General features: G+C 64.3%; 17 protein-coding genes. 14 read left to right on the forward strand and 3 right to left on the reverse strand.

Features of this window, described 5'->3' with window-relative positions; translation table 11 throughout:
• Positions 1 to 219: 219 nt before the first annotated feature.
• Together ACJ7C5_RS16070 and maiA are read left to right on the forward strand one after the other, a co-directional pair.
• Positions 220 to 1209, forward strand: coding sequence for a fumarylacetoacetate hydrolase family protein (locus ACJ7C5_RS16070; protein WP_100442658.1), 990 nt, complete (start codon positions 220 to 222; stop codon positions 1207 to 1209).
• Between the two features lie 14 nt (positions 1210 to 1223).
• On the forward strand, positions 1224 to 1892 hold the full coding sequence (gene maiA / locus ACJ7C5_RS16075) for a maleylacetoacetate isomerase (protein ID WP_154348453.1): 669 nt from the start codon (positions 1224 to 1226) through the stop codon (positions 1890 to 1892).
• A 48-nt stretch (positions 1893 to 1940) separates the two neighbouring features.
• Here the strand turns inward: maiA and ACJ7C5_RS16080 are convergent, their stop codons facing one another.
• The 3 genes from ACJ7C5_RS16080 to ACJ7C5_RS16090 all read right to left on the reverse strand — a co-directional run bounded on the left by ACJ7C5_RS16080 (position 1941) and on the right by ACJ7C5_RS16090 (position 5903).
• Positions 1941 to 3401, reverse strand: a complete 1461-nt coding sequence (locus ACJ7C5_RS16080; RefSeq protein WP_412704455.1) for a UdgX family uracil-DNA binding protein — start codon at positions 3399 to 3401, stop codon at positions 1941 to 1943.
• On the reverse strand, positions 3382 to 4665 hold the full coding sequence (locus ACJ7C5_RS16085; RefSeq protein ID WP_412704456.1) for a putative DNA modification/repair radical SAM protein: 1284 nt from the start codon (positions 4663 to 4665) through the stop codon (positions 3382 to 3384). The genes ACJ7C5_RS16080 and ACJ7C5_RS16085 overlap by 20 nt, the downstream gene beginning before the upstream one ends.
• A gap of 110 nt (positions 4666 to 4775) precedes the next feature.
• Entirely contained in the window at positions 4776 to 5903 is a 1128-nt protein-coding gene (locus ACJ7C5_RS16090) for a PilT/PilU family type 4a pilus ATPase (protein ID WP_014645840.1), read from the reverse strand.
• Between the two features lie 97 nt (positions 5904 to 6000).
• On the opposite strand from ACJ7C5_RS16090, the gene ACJ7C5_RS16095 reads away from it, so the two are divergent.
• The 12 genes from ACJ7C5_RS16095 to ACJ7C5_RS16150 all read left to right on the forward strand — a co-directional run bounded on the left by ACJ7C5_RS16095 (position 6001) and on the right by ACJ7C5_RS16150 (position 20239).
• Positions 6001 to 6390, forward strand: coding sequence for a DUF4398 domain-containing protein (locus ACJ7C5_RS16095; RefSeq protein ID WP_412704457.1), 390 nt, complete (start codon positions 6001 to 6003; stop codon positions 6388 to 6390).
• A gap of 5 nt (positions 6391 to 6395) precedes the next feature.
• A complete protein-coding gene (locus tag ACJ7C5_RS16100; RefSeq protein ID WP_412704458.1) occupies positions 6396 to 7271 on the forward strand; it encodes a hypothetical protein in 876 nt (291 codons plus the stop codon).
• A gap of 324 nt (positions 7272 to 7595) precedes the next feature.
• The gene (locus ACJ7C5_RS16105; protein WP_005407964.1) at positions 7596 to 7832 is read left to right on the forward strand and encodes an HP1242/YdcH family protein; all 237 of its coding nucleotides are present in this window, start codon (positions 7596 to 7598) and stop codon (positions 7830 to 7832) included.
• Positions 7833 to 8132: 300 nt separating this feature from the next.
• Positions 8133 to 9503 carry a pyridoxal-phosphate dependent enzyme gene (locus ACJ7C5_RS16110; RefSeq protein ID WP_412704459.1) on the forward strand — a complete coding sequence of 457 codons (1371 nt, stop codon included), beginning with the start codon at positions 8133 to 8135 and terminating at the stop codon, positions 9501 to 9503.
• Between the two features lie 123 nt (positions 9504 to 9626).
• Positions 9627 to 10802, forward strand: a complete 1176-nt coding sequence (locus tag ACJ7C5_RS16115) for a cystathionine gamma-synthase (protein WP_412704460.1) — start codon at positions 9627 to 9629, stop codon at positions 10800 to 10802.
• 18 nt (positions 10803 to 10820) lie between these two features.
• Positions 10821 to 12215, forward strand: a complete 1395-nt coding sequence (locus tag ACJ7C5_RS16120; RefSeq protein ID WP_412704461.1) for a glycosyltransferase family 4 protein — start codon at positions 10821 to 10823, stop codon at positions 12213 to 12215.
• A gap of 5 nt (positions 12216 to 12220) precedes the next feature.
• Positions 12221 to 13006, forward strand: a complete 786-nt coding sequence (locus ACJ7C5_RS16125; protein ID WP_094000649.1) for an ABC transporter permease — start codon at positions 12221 to 12223, stop codon at positions 13004 to 13006.
• Positions 13003 to 14244, forward strand: coding sequence for an ABC transporter ATP-binding protein (locus tag ACJ7C5_RS16130; RefSeq protein ID WP_412704462.1), 1242 nt, complete (start codon positions 13003 to 13005; stop codon positions 14242 to 14244). Before ACJ7C5_RS16125 ends, ACJ7C5_RS16130 begins: the two co-directional genes overlap by 4 nt.
• A gap of 15 nt (positions 14245 to 14259) precedes the next feature.
• On the forward strand, positions 14260 to 15663 hold the full coding sequence (locus tag ACJ7C5_RS16135) for an FkbM family methyltransferase (RefSeq protein WP_412704463.1): 1404 nt from the start codon (positions 14260 to 14262) through the stop codon (positions 15661 to 15663).
• Positions 15660 to 18176 carry a glycosyltransferase family 4 protein gene (locus ACJ7C5_RS16140; RefSeq protein ID WP_412704464.1) on the forward strand — a complete coding sequence of 839 codons (2517 nt, stop codon included), beginning with the start codon at positions 15660 to 15662 and terminating at the stop codon, positions 18174 to 18176. Before ACJ7C5_RS16135 ends, ACJ7C5_RS16140 begins: the two co-directional genes overlap by 4 nt.
• Positions 18177 to 18276: 100 nt before the next feature.
• Positions 18277 to 19317 (forward strand): GDP-mannose 4,6-dehydratase, encoded by a 1041-nt coding sequence (gene gmd, locus ACJ7C5_RS16145; RefSeq protein ID WP_088024032.1) that lies wholly within the window; start codon positions 18277 to 18279, stop codon positions 19315 to 19317.
• Positions 19301 to 20239: a GDP-mannose 4,6-dehydratase gene (locus ACJ7C5_RS16150; protein ID WP_412704465.1), complete on the forward strand. Its 939-nt coding sequence runs from the start codon at positions 19301 to 19303 to the stop codon at positions 20237 to 20239. Before gmd ends, ACJ7C5_RS16150 begins: the two co-directional genes overlap by 17 nt.
• Positions 20240 to 20320: the final 81 nt, after the last annotated feature.

The following is a 20320-nucleotide window of genomic DNA, read 5'->3' on the forward strand; positions in this document are numbered from 1 at the left end:
GCGCCCCCCCCCCCCCCCCCCCCCCCCCCCGCCCAACTCACAGCAAACCAGAGCCGCTCTGGCATTTGACGTTGCTTTGGCTTGCAAAGCAGGTGCAGGGCTGCAAGCCCTGCCGAACCCCACTACGGTAGGGTGGCACGATGCCGCGCTGCAGCTTGGCGCCGTCGCATATTTGATTACACTTGAAACTTGTTTGCCCACGACTCCGGACACCCACCCATGAAGCTTGGTTCTTTGAAGGAAGGCGGCCGCGACGGCACCCTGATCGTCGTCTCGCGTGACCTGCGCCACGGCGTGCGCGCCACCGGCATTGCCGCCACCCTGCAGCAGGCCCTGGAGGACTGGAGCCACATCGCGCCGCGCCTGAACGCGCTGTACGAATCGCTCAACGCCGGCGACGCCGATGGCGTGTTCGACCTCGACCCGCAGGCGCTGGCCGCGCCGATGCCGCGCGCCTACGAATTCGTTGATGGCAGCGCCTACCTGCCGCATGTCGAGCGTGTGCGCCGCGCCCGTGGCGCCGAGGTGCCGGAAAGCTTCTACACCGATCCGCTGATGTACCAGGCCACCAGCGCCGGCTTCTACGGCCCGCGCGATGCGGTCAAGGTGGTCAGCGAGGACTACGGCATCGACCTGGAAGCGGAAATCGTGGTGATCACCGACGACGTACCGATGGCCGCCACCCCGGAACAGGCTGCGGGCCATATCCAGCTGGTCGGCCTGGTCAACGATGTTTCGTTGCGCAACCTGATCCCGGGCGAGCTGGCCAAGGGCTTCGGCTTCCTGCAGTCCAAGCCGCGTTCGGCGCTGTCGCCGGTGTTCGTCACCCCCGATGAGCTGGGTGCGGCCTGGCAGGACAGCAAGGTGCACCTGCCGCTGCTGACCCACATCAACGGGAAATGGTTCGGTGCGCCGGAAGCGGGCGTGGACATGCAGTTCAACTTCGCCCAGCTGGTCGCGCATGCGGCCAAGACCCGTCCGCTGGGCGCCGGTACCATCGTCGGCTCGGGCACCATCGCCAACCAAGACACCAGCAAGGGCGCATCGTGCTTCGCCGAGCAGCGCGTGGTCGAAACCCTGCGTGACGGCAAGCCGAGCACGCCGTTCATGTCCTTCGGCGACGTAGTCCGCATCGAGATGCTCGATGCCGCGGGCAACAGCATCTTCGGTGCGATCGAGCAGCGCATCGAACAGGCGGCCAAGCCCTGAGCATGGAGGCGGCGATGGACATCCTGGTTGACGACGGCATCGTGCTGTACACCTACTGGCGATCCAGCGCCGCCTACCGCGTGCGCATCGGCCTGGAGCTGAAGGGCCTGGCCTGGGAGGCGCGGCCGGTGCACCTGGTGCGCGAAGGCGGAGAGCAGCACCTGGACGCCTATCGCGCCCTCAATCCGCAGCAGCTGGTGCCCACCCTGCTGCATGACGGGCATACGCTCACCCAGTCGCTGGCGATCCTCGAATACCTGGATGAGCGCTTCCCACAGGTGCCGCTGCTGCCGGCCGACGCCGCCGGCCGCGCGCGGGTGCGGGCCCTGGCCCAGCTGGTGGCCTGCGACATCCATCCGATCAACAACCTGCGGGTGATGCAGTATCTGGAGCGCAACCTGCAGCTGCCGGCCGATGCCCGCATGCAGTGGACCCTGCACTGGATGGCCGAAGGCTTTGCTGCGATGGAAGCGATGCTGGCCAACAGCCGCGACACCGGCACCTTCTGCCACGGCGACCGCCCCGGACTGGCCGACATCTGCCTGCTGCCGCAGCTGTACAACGCACACCGCTTCGGCCTGGACCTGACGCCGTACCCGACCCTGCGCCGTATCGAGGCGGCCTGCCAAGCGCTGGACGCCTTCGACAGCGCGCGTCCGGAAAACCAGCCCGACGCCGCCTGATCCCAAAAAAGGGGACGGAGGGGATTACGTCGTAAGTGCACATACGACTTAATCCCCTCCGTCCCCTTTTTGCAGCAATCGCGCGAGGTCATCGCGGAACAACCGGTAGGCATCCTCGCGGCGTGCATCATCGCCCTGCCGCAGTACCCACGCCGGATGCACGGTGGCGTAGCCGCGGGTGCCATCCTCCAGCGTGTGCCAGCGTCCACGGTCGTGCGTCAGATTGAAATCACGGCCAAATACCGAGGCTGCCGCGGTAGCGCCCAGGCAGACGATGACCTGCGGCCGCACCCGCGCGATCTCGCCCATCAGCCATGGCCGGCAGACCTGGATGTGGCGGCTTTCCGGACGCTTGTGCAGCCGGATCTTGCCGCGGCGCTCATGGTGGAAGTGCTTCACCGCATTGGTCAGGTACAGCGTGGCGCGATCGATTCCCAGCTCGGCCAGGGCACGGTCCAGCAGCTGGCCTGCCGGGCCGGCGAATGGCTGGCCGCGCAGATCCTCGGTATCACCAGGCTGCTCGCCGATTACCATCACCCGCGCATCGGCCGGCCCCTGGCCGAACACCGCCTGCGTGGCGGTCTCCCACAGCGGGCACTGGCGGCAGGCGCTGGCCTGCTGTCGCAGCGTCTGCAGGCTGCCGGTATCGGGGGGCGCCGACGCAGCGTCCCTACGCATGGGAATCCTGCGCTGCGGTGCCTGCGCGGGCCGGTCATGCATTTCCTGCACGCGATCGCCCGCATCGCGCACCAGCCGCGGCAGCAACTGCGCCTCGGGCAGGTGGCGCCAGTACTTGGCCGGCATCTCCTGCATCATCATCCGTGTGTTGAGCCGCGCCGGATTGAAGATGTTGGCGTAGTAGGTCTGCCACAGCGACTCGAGTGCATCCTCGGCTGGGGCATCCTCGCGCCGCGCGCCGGGGCCGAAGGCAAGCGCCTGCCCATCCCAGGCGACGCTGCGCGAAGGGGTCAGTATCGCCCAGCGCATCCCGGTGAAGCGGCGTGCGAAGAAGGGGGCTACCCGATCAACGATGTGGTGCTCTGGCTCGAACCACGCGATGAAGGCATCGGGCTGGCCAGGCACCTCGCGGAATCGCACGAACGCTTTCATCTTGTGCGTATCTCGGCGAACGGCCTGGGCGAGTCCGTTCGCGCGCAGGACATCGGCATCGGCGGGGTTGGTCAGCACCGAACGCTCGCCATGAGTAATGCGCCACAGCAGGCGATACAGCAGGGCCAGACGCTGGGGGTCGCGATGACACAGGCAGGTCGCCGCCAGGTCGAGGAAGTCGCGCGGAACGCTGGGCGCAGCGGCATCGGCAGGCATCGGTGCCAGCTGTACGGCCGGCGCATCCAGCAGCGAAACCTCACTGCCTTCGATCCAGTCCAGCTGCGGCGGTGCCACGTCGCGCAGCAGTGCCTCGCGCGCGGCCTCGCGCCAAGGCTCCAGCGACCACGGCGGGTCCACACGCAGCGACCAGCGCTGCGCGTCAGGCGGCGGGCGGGGCATCGAACAACGAACCCTGCCGCGGGGGCGGGGCCAGCTGCGCGCGCAGCGCCGCCGGGTCGTCCAGCGCTTTGCGCGGATGATGGTCAGCCAGCAGCACGAACGGCAGCAGTTTGCTCATCGGGGCCTTCAGGCGCGCGATGTCAGCCACGCGCAGGCGGCCGTGCCGGCGCGCCATCAGCACCCGTTTCACGTTGCGCACGCCCAGCCCGGGCACACGCAGCAGCAGCTCTTTCGGTGCGCGGTTGAGGTCCACGGGAAAGCGTTCGGGGTGGCGGATCGCCCAGGCCATCTTCGGATCGATATCCAGGTCCAGCATGCCGTTCTGGGTGGTATCGGTGATTTCATCCACGCCGTACCCGTAGAAGCGCAGCAACCAGTCGGCCTGGTAGAGGCGATGTTCGCGCTGCAGCGGGGGCGGTTGCAGTGGCAGCTGCCGGCTGGCGTCCGGAATGGGGCTGAACGCGGAGTAGTACACCCGGCGCATGCGGTAGTTGCCGTACAGCGCATCGGCGCTGGCCAGGATCTGTTGGTCGTTGGCCCCGTCCGCGCCGACGATCATCTGCGTGCTCTGCCCGGCCGGGGCGAAGCGCGGCGGGCGAGGGCGCGCGCTGCGGGTGGTCGTTGGCGCGACCACGGCCGGCGCCTTGCGCGCCTCCTTCGCTTCCTCGATGCGCCAGCGCAGCTCGCCCATCGCGCCACGGATCGAGTGCACGGTTTTTTCCGGCGCCAGCGCGCTCAGCCCGGCCTCGGTGGGCAGTTCCACGTTGATTGACAGGCGGTCGGCGTAGCGACCGGCGCTGGCCAGCAGCTCGGGCGAAGCCTCGGGAATGGTCTTGAGGTGGATGTAACCGGCGTAGCGGTGTTCTTCGCGCAGCTGCCGCGCCACCTCCACCATCTGCTCCATGGTGTAGTCGGCATTGCGGATGATGCCGCTGGACAGGAACAGCCCCTCGATGTAGTTGCGCTTGTAGAAGTCGAGGGTGAGCGCGACCACCTCGTCCACGCTGAAGCGCGCACGGGCTACGTTGCTGGAGACCCGGTTCACGCAGTAGGCGCAGTCGTAGATGCAGAAGTTGGTCAGCAGGATCTTCAGCAACGAAACGCAGCGGCCGTCCGGTGTATAGCTGTGGCAGATGCCCATGCCTTCGGTGCTGCCGATGCCGCGGCTGGCGCGCGAATCGCGCTTGCCCGAGCCACTGGAGGCGCAGGAGGCGTCGTACTTGGCGGCGTCAGCCAGGATGGCAAGCTTGCGGATGGTTTCCATTGCGGAAACCTACGGATGAGGGGTCTCATTGGATGAGACCGCCCCTGAATCCTTCAGGCTTCCGCCGGGCATGGCCCGGCGCTACCGGTATCGAAAGAGCAGTGCGGGGATCAGAACCCGTGGGTGATGCTCGGCGCGCCCGCCGAGAAATCCGCGTACGGGTCGTGCTCGCCACTGCTGCCTTCGGACAATCGGAACTTCAGGGCCAGGCCATCGCGCGAGTCGGCCGCGCGCAGCGCTTCCTCCTGCTCGATGATGCCCGCCTTGGCCAGCCGGAACAGGCACTGGTCGAAGCTCTCCATGCCTTCTTCCAGCGAGCCTTCCATCGCTGCCTTGATCTCGTGCACCTGGCCGCGACGCAGCAGGTCACGGATCATCGGCGTGTTGATCAGCACCTCGGTGGCCGGCAGGCGACGGCCCTCCTTGTTCTTCACCAGGCGCTGGCTGATCACTGCCCGCAGGTTCAGCGCCAGGTTCATCAGCACGTTCTTGTGCGCGCTTTCCGGGAAGAAGTTGAGGATGCGCTCGATGGTCTGGTCGGCGTTGTTGGAGTGCAGGGTGGCCAGGCACAGGTGGCCGGTTTCGGCGAAGGCGATCGCCGCCTCCATCGTTTCCGCATCCAGGATCTCGCCGATCAGGATCACGTCCGGTGCTTCACGCATCGCGTTCTTCAGCGCGTTGTGGAAGGCATGGGTGTCCAGCCCGACTTCGCGCTGGTTGACGATCGACATCTTGTGCTTGTGCAGGTACTCGATCGGGTCCTCGATGGTGAGGATGTGACCGGTGGTGGTGCTGTTGCGGTGGTCGATCATCGACGCCAGCGAGGTGGACTTGCCGGAACCGGTGGACCCCACCACCAGCACCAGCCCGCGCGGGGTCATGATGACGTCCTTCAGCACCTGCGGCAGGTTCAGCTCCTCGATGCTCGGGATGCGGCTGCGGATGGCGCGGATGACCATGCCGACTTCGCCCCGCTGCTTGAACACGTTGACGCGGAAGCGCCCCGCATCAGGCAGGGCGATGGCCATGTTGAGCTCCAGCTCGCGCTCGAATTGCGGCACCTGGCCTTCGTCCATCAGCGAGTAGGCGATCTTCTTGACCATGCCCGGCGGCAGGCCGGTGTTGCCCAGCGGATAAAGCTTCCCCTCGATCTTGATGTAGACCGGTGCTCCGGTGGTCAGGAACATGTCCGAAGCGTTCTTTTCGGTCATCAGCTTCAGGAAGTAGCCGATATCCATTGCGAATTTTCCCCAACGAAACGGCCGACGCCCGTTGCCAGCACGGTGTCGGCTTGACGACAATGGCCGTGAACCGACAACCGGTACGGCCTCCCCAATGAAACGACTTAGCTTCGCACGAATGCGCCATGGCCTGTATGTGATGGCGTTTGCATTCGCACTGTCTGCCCCCGCCTGGGCGCAGGACGGCGCACTGGAACTGGCCCAGGCCCGGCAGGCGGTCGACAAGGCCACCCAGGCCGACGCCGACCAGTACGCCCCCGACCTGATCGGGCTGGCCCGGCAGGGGTTGGAGCAGGCCCAGCGTGCTGCCGGCGACCGCCGCGAGCGCAAGAATGCCTCGGCGATGGCCCTGCGCGCCGCCGCCGATGCCGACCTGGCCCGCGTCCGCAGCGAGGAAGCCACCGTATCCGCGCAGCTGCAGCTGCGCCGCAATGAGGTCAACCAGCTGCAACGCCAGCTGTCGACCGGGGAGGACCGCCGGTGAAGCCGATGACCGCCGCAACCCTGGCCGCGCTGCTGGCGCTGCCGACCTTGGCCGTGGCCGCCGACAACCCGATGGTGGCGCAGCTGAGCCAGCGCCTGATGGCCATCCAGGCCAATCCCGACACCGCTGAGCTGGGCGCCTTCGAGCGCATGCAGGCCCAGCAGGCGATCGCCACCCTGGACAAGGCCAAGCGCCGCGACCAGGAGCTGGCCACCTATCTGGCCGAGCGCCGGGTGGAGATCGCCGAGACTGCCGTGCGCACCGCGATGGCCGCGCGCGAGGTCGACCGCCTGGAACGTACCCGCAGTGACCTGCTGATCGAGGCCAGCCGCCGCGACGCCGCCCGTGCCCGCCAGGAAGCCGAGCAGCTGCGCATGCAGGCGCAGATGCAGGCCGAGGAGGCTGAGCGTCTGCGCCAGGCCGCCGAGGCCGAGACCCTGGCCCGTCAGGACGCCGAGAACGCCCTGACCAGCGTGGCCGGCAAGCAGCAGCAGCGCCTCAGCGCCGCCCAGCAGAATGCCGCCAAGCTGGCCCGCGAGGAAGCCGAACTGGTGTCGGGGCAGAAGCTGCCTGGCTCGAAGTTCGATGGCCGTGGCGAAGTCTTCACCTTCAGTGGTGACGCATTCGCCACTGGCGCCTCCAGCCTGTCCGGTGGCGCCCGCAACCAGGCCAAGGCGCTGGCCGAGTACCTGAACATCGGCAAGAAGGGCCGCCTGAGGATCGAGGCCTATGACAGCGCCAACGGGGTCGGTCAGAAGCGTGCCGAGGCCCTGCGTGATGCCCTGGTCGCGGCGGGTGTCGCCAGCAACCGGATCCAGCTCAGCGGCAAGAAGGCGGCGTCCACCCGGGCGCGTTCGGCCGAGGTCATCATCGCCCCGTAATTGCTTGATATTGTTTGTTTTTCGTTGCGATGAGCATTCAGCCTGAACCCCGCCCCGGCGGGGTTCGGTCTTTTTGCCGCAGGGGTCTTGTACCCCGCCTTGAGCAGGCGTAGGGTCAATCGTCCGGGACGCAATGCCGCGGACCGGACGATGGGAGGGCCGGGCCGATGCAAACAGGGCGCGAACCGCAGCAAATCGACGTGCGCAGGCCAGTGCCGCAGGTCGTTGCAGGCGTCCAGGTGGCCATCGACCGGCGCTCCTCCATGAACAACGCCCCGTGCCTTGCGGCCGGGGCGTTCGTGTATCTGTCGAAGGAGGTCCATCATGTTTGAAGATCAGCCCCAGAGCGAGATCGACGCCCGTCGCGCGCGTGATCCGGAGTTCAGGGCACTCCATGACCAGCACCGCAAGTTGAACAAGAAGTGCATGGACGCGGAGTTGGGTGTACTCCCGATCGATGATGTCACCCTGGGTCGCATGAAGCGCGAGAAGCTGCTGGCCAAGCAACGACTTCTGCGAATGTACGAAACACCGCTCCCAACGACGTCCCCCACGCTTTGACGCACTCCGTCACGCCCGGAACGGCGTGACCCGGCCATCGATGGCCCCGCCGGGCGCTCCTGCCCCGGCATCGCGGTACCGCCGATGAGGCGGCCGCGCCAAGGCACCACAAGCGGTGGTGCCTTGGCCTGCAGGCACAACTCACCGATGCGGGCGGTACCGGTCTCCTCGTCGATCCGGGGCCGTCCGCATCTCTTTTTTACGGCGGGCAGGTCACTGCCGCGGCGACCTGACTTTCATCGCCATCCGTCGGATAATCATCGGTCCGGCCCTGTGTGGCGCGAACCGAAAGTCCTCCGAATGCCCATCCATTCTTCCGTCCTCGAACTCATCGGCCAGACCCCGATCGTCAAGGCCCAGCGCCTGGACACCGGCGTCTGCGAGCTCTACCTGAAGCTGGAGAGCGCCAACCCGGGCGGATCGATCAAGGATCGCATCGGCCTGTCGATGATCGAGGCGGCGGAGCGGCGCGGCGACCTGAAGCCGGGCGCGACCCTGGTCGAGGGCACGGCAGGCAACACCGGCCTCGGTCTGGCCCTGGTGGCCCAGCAGAAGGGCTACAAGCTGATCCTGGTCGTTCCCGACAAGATGAGCCGCGAAAAGATCTTCAACCTGAAGGCGATGGGCGCTGAAGTGCGTCTGACCCGCTCGGACGTGGCCAAGGGGCACCCCGAGTACTACCAGGACCTGGCCAAGACCATCGCCGAGCAGACCCCGGGCGCCTACTTCATCAACCAGTTCGGCAACCCGGACAACCCGGCGGCGCATGAATTCGGTACCGGCCCGGAGATCCTCGAGCAGATGGGCGGCGACCTCGACGCCATCGTGTTCGGCTGTGGCAGCTCCGGCACCATGACCGGCCTGTCGCGCGCCTTCGCCAAGCTGTCGCCGAAGACCGAGCTGGTGCTGGCCGACCCGGTCGGCTCGATCCTGGCCGAGTACATCAACGACGGCAATCTGAACGACAAGTCGGGCAGCTGGCTGGTGGAAGGCATTGGCGAGGACTTCCTGCCGTCGATCTCCGATTTCAGCCGGGTCAGGAAGGCTTATGCCATCAGCGACGCCGAGAGCTTCCACACCGCACGCGAACTGCTGGGCAAGGAAGGCATCCTGGGTGGTTCGTCCACCGGCACCCTGCTGGCCGCCGGCCTGAAGTACTGCAAGGAGCAGACCATGCCGAAGAAGGTGCTGGTGCTGGTACCGGATACCGGCAACAAGTACCTGTCGAAGATGTACAACGACTACTGGATGCTGGACAACGGCTTCCTGCAGCGCCCGCAGCACGGCGACCTGCGCGACCTGATCCTGCGCCCGTACGGCCAGCGCGACACAGTCGTGATCGGTCCGAACGACCTGCTGACCACGGCCTACCAGCGCATGAAGCTGTACGACGTGTCGCAGCTGCCGGTGATGGATGGTGACCAGCTGGTCGGCATCGTCGACGAAAGCGACGTGCTGCTGCACGTGTATGGCGATGAGGCCCGCTTCCGCGACAGCGTCGCCACCGCGATGGTCAGCAAGCTGGACCGGCTGGACGTGAAATCGCCGATCGAGGCGCTGCTGCCGGTGTTCGACCGCGGCCAGGTGGCCATCGTGATGGACGGCGACGCCTTCCTGGGCCTGATCACCCGCATCGACCTGCTGAACTACCTGCGCCGTCGCGTGCAGTAAGCCGCTGATCGAAGACGTTCGCTGCTGAATTCCGGTTTATCCGCGTCAAAGGTCGTTAAGGCCGCGCTGGTAGACTTCCGCACCTTCGATGGCGCCGTGCGTCGGCGCCCCTCAGGAAACAACATGTCCAACGCTACTTCCCAGGATCGCGCCCTGGCCCTGGCTACCCTGGCCATCCACGGTGGCCAGTCGCCCGACCCCAGCACCGGCGCGGTGATGCCGCCGATCTACGCCACCTCGACCTATGCGCAGTCCAGCCCGGGCGAGCATCAAGGCTTCGAGTACTCGCGTACCCACAATCCGACCCGCTTCGCCTATGAGCGTTGCGTGGCGTCGCTGGAAGGCGGTACCCGCGGCTTCGCTTTCGCCTCGGGCATGGCGGCGAGCTCGACCGTGATCGAGCTGCTGGACGCCGGCAGCCACGTGGTGGCGATGGATGACATCTACGGTGGCAGCTTCCGCCTGTTCGAGCGTGTGCGTCGCCGTACCGCTGCGCTGGACTTCAGCTTCGTCGACCTGACCGATCTGGCCGCGTTCGAGGCCGCCATCACGTCGAAGACGAAGATGGTCTGGATCGAGACCCCGACCAACCCGATGCTGAAGATCGTCGACATCGCCGCGGTCACCGCCATCGCCAAACGCCATGGCCTGATCGTGGTGGTCGACAACACCTTCGCCTCGCCGATGCTGCAGCGTCCGTTGGAGCTGGGCGCGGACCTGGTCCTGCATTCGGCCACCAAGTACCTCAACGGCCATTCGGACATGGTCGGTGGCATGGTCGTGGTCGGCGACAACGCCGAGCTGGCCGAGCAGATGGCCTTCCTGCAGAACTCGGTGGGTGGCGTGCAGGGCCCGTTCGACAGCTTCCTGGCCCTGCGTGGCCTGAAGACCCTGCCGCTGCGCATGAAGGCGCACTGCGCCAACGCGCTGGCGCTGGCCCAGTGGCTGGAAAAGCACCCGGCGGTGGAGAAGGTGATCTACCCGGGCCTGGCCTCGCACCCGCAGCATGAGCTGGCCGGCAAGCAGATGTCCGGTTACGGCGGCATCGTCTCGATCGTGCTCAAGGGCGGGTTCGAGGCGGCCAAGCGTTTCTGCGAGAAGACCGAGCTGTTCACCCTGGCCGAGTCGCTGGGCGGCGTGGAAAGCCTGGTCAACCACCCGGCGGTGATGACGCACGCCTCGATTCCGGTCGCGCGGCGGGAACAGCTGGGGATCAGCGATGCGCTGGTAAGGCTGAGCGTGGGCGTTGAGGAGTTGGGGGATCTGCAGGTGGATCTGGAAAGGGCGCTGGGCGGCTGACTGCCCAACCCTCTTCCCATGACTCGTCCGGATTCCATTTCGGCTGCTGCTTCGGTGCGCGCGTTGACGTGGCTGCGCAGCCAGCCGTGGCTGCGTGTTGCCTTTCATCTGCTGCCCATCGGGCTGCGCGAGCGCGCATTGCGGCTGTTCTCGCGCCGGTTGCAGGCACAGACACGATTTGTGCGCACCGCAGCCTGGCAGAGGCAGCTGCGCTCTGCCGATGAGGTAGTCGTTCGTGTTGCAAGCAGTGCGGCAGAACAGCCCGGGGTCAACATCCTGGGCTACATCCACGGCCAGTTCGGGTTGGCCGAAGCTGCCCGCAGCTATGCGCGCGCGCTGATTGAACAGGGTGTGCCGGTTGCGCTTCGCGATATCGATCTTGGCTTGCCGAACGCTCGCGACGAGCATGTACTGGATGCCTATATCGATGATCGGATGCCGCATGCGGTCAGCATCATCTTCATCAATCCGGATTATCTTGAGCAGGCCTTGGCCAGTATTTCGCTGGCCAGGGGGCAGGGGCGTTACCTGATTGCCTGTTGGTTCTGGGAGCTCGAACGCCTCCCTGACAGCTGGTTGCCGGCGCTGGAGCTGGTGGACGAGGTACTGGTGGCAACCCGCTTCATCCAGGATGCAGTGGCGGAAGCGACCCGCAAGCCGGTGACGCGTATCCCGATGCCGCTTGGTGTCCTGCACGACAGCGGGCTGCAGCGTGCGGACTTCGGCTTGTCGGAGGATGCATTCATCTTCCTCACGTCCTTCGATTTCAGCTCGCGGATGGAGCGCAAGAATCCGGAGGCCGTGATCCGCGCATTTCGGGAGGCATTTCCGCCAGAGCGCCGTGATGTGCGATTGCTGGTCAAGAGCAGCAACGGTCATCGCTTCCCGCATTTGCTCAAGCACCTCCTGGTTCTGGCCGAGAATGACGAGCGCATCATCATCCGTGACGAAGTCATTGCACGCGAGCACCTCAATGCGCTGCAGCGATGCTGTGACGCCTATGTGTCGCTTCATCGCGCCGAAGGCTTCGGCCTGGGATTGGCCGAGTGCATGGCCATGGGCAAGCCGGTCATCGCCACCGCGTGGTCGGGCAATATGGAGTTCATGGATGCAGATTCGGCCGCGTTGGTCGATTTCACACTTGTTCCGGTGCGCGACGGCGAGTACCCCGCAGGTAAGGGCCAGCGCTGGGCGGACGCGCATGTTGCGGCGGCCGCGGCGTGGATGCGCCGATTGGCCGACGAGCCGGCCTTTGCCACGAAGCTGGGGCTGGCAGGACGCGGGCGTGTTGAGGCAGTTCTATCCTCCCGCGCCGCCGCCCGCGGCGTCGTTGAACGCCTTCGCCAGATCCAGGCAGGCGCCCGCACAACGCAGGACATCAATGCAGACAATGAAGTACGAGGCAGGCAATGAGTGACATGATCCGGTCCATCTGGGCCTACCGGTATTTCATCCTTTCGTCGATCAAGAATGAACTGCGGGTCCGCTTCATCCGCAGCAAGCTCGGCGCATTGTGGATGATCATCCACCCGCTGATGCAGGTCGTCATCTTTGCCACCATCCTGTCGGAGGTACTCTCGGCGAAGCTGCCCGGCATCGACAACAAGTACGCCTATGCGTTGTACCTGATGGCGGGGACGCTGTGCTGGAGCATGTTCTCCGAGACGGTCGGCAAATGCGTGTCGCTGTTCGTGGACAGCGGCAACCTGATGAAGAAGATGGCGTTCCCGCGCATCTGCCTGCCCTTCATCGCCGGCGGCACGATGCTGGTCAACAACCTTCTGCTGCTCGTTGCGATCTTCGTGGTGTTCGCCGTGCTCGGCCACTACCCGGGAGCGCAGGCGCTTTGGCTGCCGGTCCTGATCCTGGTCACGCTCTTCTTTGCGATGTCGATCGGACTGCTGCTGGGTGTGCTGAACGTGTTCATGCGTGACATCGGGCAGGTGGTGCCCGTCGTGCTGCAGGCGCTGTTCTGGCTGACGCCGATCGTCTACAACATCCGCATCCTGCCTGAGCACGTGCAGGGCCTGTTCAAGTTGAATCCGTTGTATCCGCTGGTGAGCAGCTACCAGAACGTCCTGCTCTACGACCAACCGCCTGTGTGGGCTGACCTGGCCTGGCTGATTGGCGCCGCATGCGTGCTGGCGCTGGCATCGTTGATCGTTTTCCGTCGTGCCAGTCCCGAGATGGTGGATGCACTATGAGTGGTGAGTTGCGTGTTGAAGGCGTGGGCAAGGCCTACCGGGTGTGGGGCAGCGAATGGCTGCGCGCAGCGAGCTGGTTTGGCCTACCAACCCGCCCGCGTGAAGAGCACTGGGTCCTCCGGGACGTGTCGTTCTCGATCGCGCCCGGCGAAGCGGTGGGTGTGATCGGGCAGAATGGCGCCGGCAAGAGCACGTTGCTCAAGCTGATCACCGGTACCGCACAGCCGACCGAGGGGAGAGTCACGCGTACCGGCCGGGTCGCGGCCATCCTTGAGCTGGGAATGGGCTTCAACCAGGACCTGACGGGCCGGCAGAATGCCTTCCATTCCGCAGGTCTGATGGGGTACAGCCAGGAGCAGATCGCCGAAGCCATGCCGGGGATCGAGGCGTTCGCGGAGATCGGTGAGTACTTCGACGAGCCGGTGCGGACGTACTCGAGTGGCATGCAGGTGCGCGTCGCATTCGCGGTCGCGACGGCGTTCACGCCAGACCTGCTGATCGTCGACGAAGCCCTTTCCGTGGGTGACAGCTACTTCCAGCACAAGAGCTTCGACCGCATGCGGCGCTTCCGCGAGGAAGGCACCTCCATCATGCTGGTTTCCCACAGCCCCGGCGACGTCAAGGCCCTGTGTGACCGGGTGATCCTGCTCGACAAGGGACAGGTGCTGAAGGACGGTGCGCCGGACGAGGTGATCGATTTCTACAACGCGCTGATCGCCCGCAAGGAGAACGAGAAGCTCAGCGTTGAGCAACGACGTGACGAATCGGGTTGGATCACCACGCGCAGTGGTAGCGGTCAGGCCGTGGTCAGCAGCCTCAAGCTGGTCGATGCAGCCACGGGCAGCGAGGTTGCCCTGGCGATGGTGGGGCAGCAGCTCAGGCTGGTGCTCGAAGCAGAAGTACGGGCGCCGCTGCCCAGCCTGGTGCTGGGTTTCATGATCCGCGACAAGCAAGGGCATGTGGTCTGGGGCAGCAATACCTGGCACACCGAGCAGGTCCAGAGCCACGTGTCGGCAGGCGAGCGGCTGCGCTATACGCTGGATTTCACCTGCCGCATGGGGCCGGGTTCGTACTCGGTTTCACCGGCATTGGTCAGCAGCGATACGCACATGATCGACAACTTCGAATGGGTCGACAATCTGCTGGTCTTCGAAGTCATGAACGCGGATCACCCCATGTTTATCGGCAGCAACTGGCTGGATGCTGAGTTTGCTGTCGAACGTAGCACCGTCATCTGAATTTTCCGGGTACCCATGTCCAAGCTCATTTCCTACGCCCAGAATTTTGAAGACATCATCCTGTGGCGTGTACTGGGTCACATTGAAGGTGGCCGCTACATTGATGTCGGCGCGCAGAGTCCGGATATCGACTCTGTCAGTCTCGCTTTCTACGAGCGTGGCTGGCGCGGCATCCATGTTGAGCCCACCCAGCGCTACTCGGATCTGCTGCGAGCGCGGCGTCCGGACGAGCAGGTGTTGCAGGTGGCCGTCACCGATGTTCCCGGTGAGCTCCGTTTCTTCGACGTCGCCGACACCGGTCTGAGCACGCTGGATGAGCAGATCGCTCAAGAGCATCGCGATGCTGGCTTCAACGTCAGTGAAGTGCGTGTCCCGGCAGTAACCTTGGACAGTGTGTTCGAAATGGCGGGCCCTGGTGAGATCCACTGGCTCAAGATTGATGTCGAGGGCGCCGAGCGGGAGGTCATCGCAGGTTGGAATGGGTCGCGTCGGCCCTGGGTACTGGTAATCGAGGGTACACGGCCGCAGAGTCCGGAACTGAACCACCATCAGTGGGATCCGATGGTCCTGGCCAAGGGGTACTCCTATGCGTACTTCGACGGGCTGAATCGCTTCTATGTAAGCGACGCGCATCCTGAGCTGGCCGCCGTGCTGACGTGCGGGCCGAATGTGTTCGATGATTTCGTCCTGGCGCCACAATCGGCGTTCTGTGCGGCCGCCAATGCAGTTGCTGCCGAAGCCATGGCGCAGCTGAGAGCATCTGCTGCTGAAGCAGCAGCGCAACAGCGGTCCGCCGCTGCCGAAGTCGAGGGGCAGCAGCGTGCGCAGTTGGCCGAAGCGTCCCGGAAGATCGAACTGCTGGAGGGAGAGCTGCAGGCAAAGCGTGCTTCAGAAGCCGCCTTCCAGCGCGAGAAGAACCTGATCGTGGAAGCGGCCGGAGAGTATCGCGAAGAGTTCCAGCGGGCAGTGGCACAGAATCAGGTGTTCGCCGTTGAGATCGGACGTCGCGATGCTGAAGTCGTGCGCCTGAATGAGATCGTGCACGCGCTTTTGACCAGCACCTCGTGGCGGATCACCCGACCGTTGCGCGGGCTGAAGTATCTGGTCACGCAGCCGACGATGTTTGCGCGTCGCGTGGTGCTCGCGGCCATGCGTCGTGTTGCCCGGCGCCCCGCAGTCGCGCGCCCGCTGAACGCGCTGTTGAAGCGGCTGCCGCGGCTGCACGCCAAGCTGATTTCGGTGGCGGTCAACAACCGGATCATCGCCCAGGTGCCGGGAGCCATGCAGCATGCAGGCCTGGTCGGCGGGGTTGGTTCGTTCGAGGGTCTCACCGAAGTGCAGGCTCTGGAGCAGCTGTCCATGCGCGGACAGGCGTTCTACACGGATATCGCAGCTGGCAATCGCAGGGAGAGTAGATGATGCGGATTCTTCTGGACCTGCAGGGTGCCCAAGGTGAAAGCCGCCTGCGAGGCATCGGCCGTTACTCGTTGTCATTGGCCCTGTCGGTAGCACGCAATGCGCGTGGCCATGACGTCCACATTCTGGTCAATGGCGCCTTCCCCGAAGGCATCGATCACATCCGCGAGGCCTTCGCCGGCCTACTGCCGAGGGCCAGCATCCACGTGCTGCACGTTCCGCTGCCCGTTGCCCAGCGTGAGGGCGAGAATGCGCTGCGTCGGGCTCAGGCCGAAATCGTCCGTGAGGCTGCAATTGCGACGCTGCAGCCGGATATCGTGCATGTCTCCAGCCTGTTTGAGGGCTTTGCCGACAATGCGGTGGGAACCATCAGCCAGCACTGCCGCGTGCCGACGATCGTCACGCTGTACGACATGATTCCGTTGATGAATCCGAAGCTGTACCTGGACCCCGATCCGCGCTATCGCGAGTTCTATCACGGCAAGCTGGAACAGCTGGCGCGTGCCGACGCACTGGTGGCCATCTCGGAAAGCTCGGCGCAGGAAGCGCACGACGTTGCCGGATTCCCGGCAGAACGCATCTTCAACATGTCTGCAGCCTGCGATCCGGTGTTCCGTCCGATGGATACCCTGGACTCCCGGCGCATCCTGATCCGAGTTGCGTTTGGGGTGACCGCCGGCTTCGTGCTGTATACCGGTGGCGCGGACCGCCGCAAGAATCTGCCGCGTCTGGTGGAAGCCTACGCCGGACTGGACGCGCAGCTGCGCGCCGGGATGCAGCTTGTGTTCGCCGGACATATGCCCGGACCGCACGTGGATGAACTGCAGCGGCTGGCGACGTCGCTGGGCTTGGCGGAGAGGGACCTGGTCTTCACCGGGTATGTTTCCGATGAGCAACTGGTCGCGCTCTACAACGAATGCAGTCTCTTTGCGTTTCCTTCGTGGCACGAGGGCTTCGGCCTGCCCGTGCTGGAGGCGATGGCCTGCGGTGCCGCAGTCATCGCGTCGGACGCTTCGAGCATCCGTGAGATCGCAACGGAGCCCACCGCGTTGTTTGATCCCATGGATGTCGATTCGCTCCGTGCGCGCATGGCTCATTTTCTCTCCAATCCGGAAGAGAACCAGCGCCTGCGTGACTATTCACTGGAGAGGGCGCAGGCGTTCTCGTGGGACAGGGTGGCCTCGGTCTTCGTCGATGCATGCGAACACGTGGTTGGACTGGGACTGGAGCGCTCCTCGCCCGAGGCAGCGATCAACATCGCGACGACCCGCCTGGGCGCGCTCCCCGATGTCCAGAACACCGATCTGCTGAGCGCTGCGGATGCGCTTGATCGCAGCTGCACGGCTGAGCCGCAGCTGCTGGTTGATGTGACCGAGCTGGCGGACAAGGATCTGCGCACGGGCATCCAGCGCGTCACGCGTGCGGTGGTGGCTGAGTGGGCGAAGCTTGCGCCGACGGGCTATCGGCTGCAGTTGGTGCGCCTGGATCGCAGTTCCGGGCAGTACGTCTGCGCCAACATGTATGCGGCAACGCTGTTGGGTGTGCAACAGCAGGCCGATGTGCCGGTGGTCTGCCACGCGGGTGACGTGTTCCTTGGGCTGGACTTGACGGGGTCTGCGGTGAGGCTGGGAAGCGAGTGGTTCCGCTACCTGCGCCGCAGTGGCGTGAAGATCAGCTTCGTGGTCTACGACATCCTGCCGGTCAGGCATCCGGAATGGTGGCCGGGCGGCGGTGGTCAGCACCATGAAGCGTGGCTGCGTGAAATCCTTGGCTGCGCCGACCAGCTCATCTGCATTTCCAGGGCCGTGGCCGATGATGTCCGTGCCTGGATGGAAGAGGAGCAGGTGCAAAGCCCAGCCTCCATTGACTGGTTCCACCTTGGTGCCGATCTGGATGGCAGCGTGCCGTCGAAGGGGCTTCCGGATGATGCGGAGCAGGTGATTGAGCGGATCGCTGCCGTTCCCAGCTTCCTGATGGTTGGGACGATTGAACCCCGAAAAGGTCATGAGATGGTGCTGTCGGCCTTCGAGACGCTCTGGGCGGAAGGGCATGACGTGAATCTGGTCATCGTCGGTCGCAAGGGGTGGTTGGTTGACGCGTTGTGCAGCCGGTTGGCGGGCCATGCGCGGCTCGGTCGCCAGCTGTTCTGGTTCGAGAGTGCCAGTGACGAGTACCTGGATGCGATCTACGCCAATTCCAGCTGCCTGATGGCTGCCTCGGAAGGTGAGGGGTTCGGGTTGCCGCTGATCGAGGCAGCGCAGCGTGGCCTGTCGATCATCGCCCGCGATATTCCCGTATTCAGGGAAGTGGCGGGTGGGCATGCACACTTCTTCTCGGGGCACGGCGACGCCCCCATCGCGCAGGCGATCCGAGAATGGTTGCCCCTCCACGCCCAGGGCGCAGAGACCCGTTCAGACCGCATGCCCTGGCTGACCTGGACGCAGAGCGCTGAGCAGCTGCAGCGGGTGTTGCTGTCAGGCGGCTCTCTCTCTGAACGATCCCCTCATTGTTCCTGAGCTATGATCCACCGTTGCATGGGCGAGCGGGCACTCAGGAGACAGTTGCCCCCGCGATCTGGCGGACCCCGCCAAACCAGACTTTTGAAGAGAGATCGGAATGAGCAATAAGAAGGCGATTATCACCGGTATTACCGGCCAGGACGGTGCTTATCTGACCGAGCTGCTGCTTGAGAAGGGGTACGAGGTGTATGGCACCTATCGCCGCACCAGCTCCGTCAATTTCTGGCGCCTGGACGAACTGGGTGTCACCAATCACCCGAACCTGCACCTGGTCGAGTATGACCTGACCGATCTGGGCACCTCGCTGGCCATGGTGCAGAAAATCCAGCCGGATGAGATCTACAACCTTGCCGCGCAGAGCTTCGTCGGCGTGAGCTTCGAACAGCCGACCACCACCGCGCAGATCACCGGTGTGGGCGCGTTGAACCTGCTGGAGGCGATCCGTCTGGTCAACCCGAAGATCCGTTTCTACCAGGCGTCGACTTCGGAAATGTTCGGCAAGGTGCAGGCCGTGCCGCAGGTGGAGGACACCCCGTTCTACCCACGCAGCCCGTATGGCGTGGCCAAGCTCTACGCGCACTGGATCACGGTGAACTACCGCGAGAGTTACGACATCTTTGGTTCCAGCGGCATCCTGTTCAACCATGAGAGCCCGCTGCGCGGCCGCGAGTTCGTGACCCGCAAGATCACCGACTCGGTGGCCAAGATCAAGCTGGGCCAGCTGGACTGCCTGGAGCTGGGTAACCTGGATGCCAAGCGCGACTGGGGCTTTGCCAAGGAATATGTGGAAGGCATGTGGCGCATGCTGCAGGCCGACCAGCCGGATACCTTCGTGCTGGCCACCAACCGTACCGAAACCGTGCGCGATTTCGTCAGCATGGCGTTCAAGGGTGCCGGCATCGACGTCGAGTTCAAGGGCAAGGATATCGATGAAGTTGCCATCGATACCGCGAGCGGCAAGACCGTGATGCGCATCAACTCGAAGTTCCACCGCCCGGCGGAAGTCGATCTGCTGATCGGCAACCCGGAAAAGGCAGAGCGCATCCTGGGCTGGAAGCCGCAGACCACATTGGAACAGCTGTGCCAGATGATGGTGGAAGCTGATCTCAAGAGGAACGAGCGTGGTTTCTCGTTCTGAGGTAAACAATAGGACCGTACTTGTAACAGGTGCTTCCGGCTTCACCGGACGCTACATGGTGCGGGCCCTTCAGGATCAGGGATACTCAGTCATCTCACTGGGAGGAGCGCACCCCTCCTTCTCAGTGGATCATTCCAATGCTCTGGCTGGCCACGCGGGGCGCGCTGATCTGAGGGATTTACGCGCGCTGACGCGGGTCATGGACGAGGTACGCCCAGACTACGTCGTGCACCTTGCCGCGCTGGCTTTTGTCGCCCACGGCCAGGTTGAAGATTTCTATCAGATCAATCTGATGGGGACTCGAAACCTCTTCCAGGCGATGCAGGATGTAGGTCACCGCCCTCTGGGCGTACTTGTCGCCAGCAGTGCCAACGTGTACGGCAATGCGACGGAGGGAGTGATCCGTGAGGACGAGTCCCCCAATCCTGCAAACGATTACGCTGTTAGTAAGCTGGCCATGGAATATGTGTCGCGGCTGTGGAGCGACAAGTATCCGATCGTCATTGCCCGCCCGTTCAACTACACCGGCATCGGTCAGGATGAAAAGTACCTGATTCCGAAGATCGTTTCGCATTTCATGCGCCGAGAAAGGACCATGGAATTGGGAAACATCGATGTTTGGCGGGACTTCGGTGATGTTCGGGCAGTGGTCGATGCCTATTCGCGTCTGATGATCACGCCGGAGTCAGCATCGGCGACGGTCAACGTTTGTTCCGGTAGCGCTCATTCGTTGCGTGAAATCGTTGAGTTCTGCCGTCAGATCACTGGTCACGACATCGACATACGGGTCAATCCGGCTTTTGTTAGGGCAAATGAAGTTCGGGTGCTTCGAGGCAGCAATGACAGGTTGAAGCAGTTGATTGGCGATTGGAGTTGCCCGGAGATCAATCAGACGCTCGAGTGGATGTTGAACGCGAAGTAATGCGATGCCTGCGGTTGTCCGTGGAAACCAACGGTCATTTCCCTGGCCGGCTGTCGTTTCGGACTGTGGCAGGGATCTGTT

The sequence above is a fragment of the Nocardiopsis yanglingensis genome (assembly GCF_045809185.1).
GTDB classification, from domain to species: domain Bacteria; phylum Pseudomonadota; class Gammaproteobacteria; order Xanthomonadales; family Xanthomonadaceae; genus Stenotrophomonas; species Stenotrophomonas yanglingensis.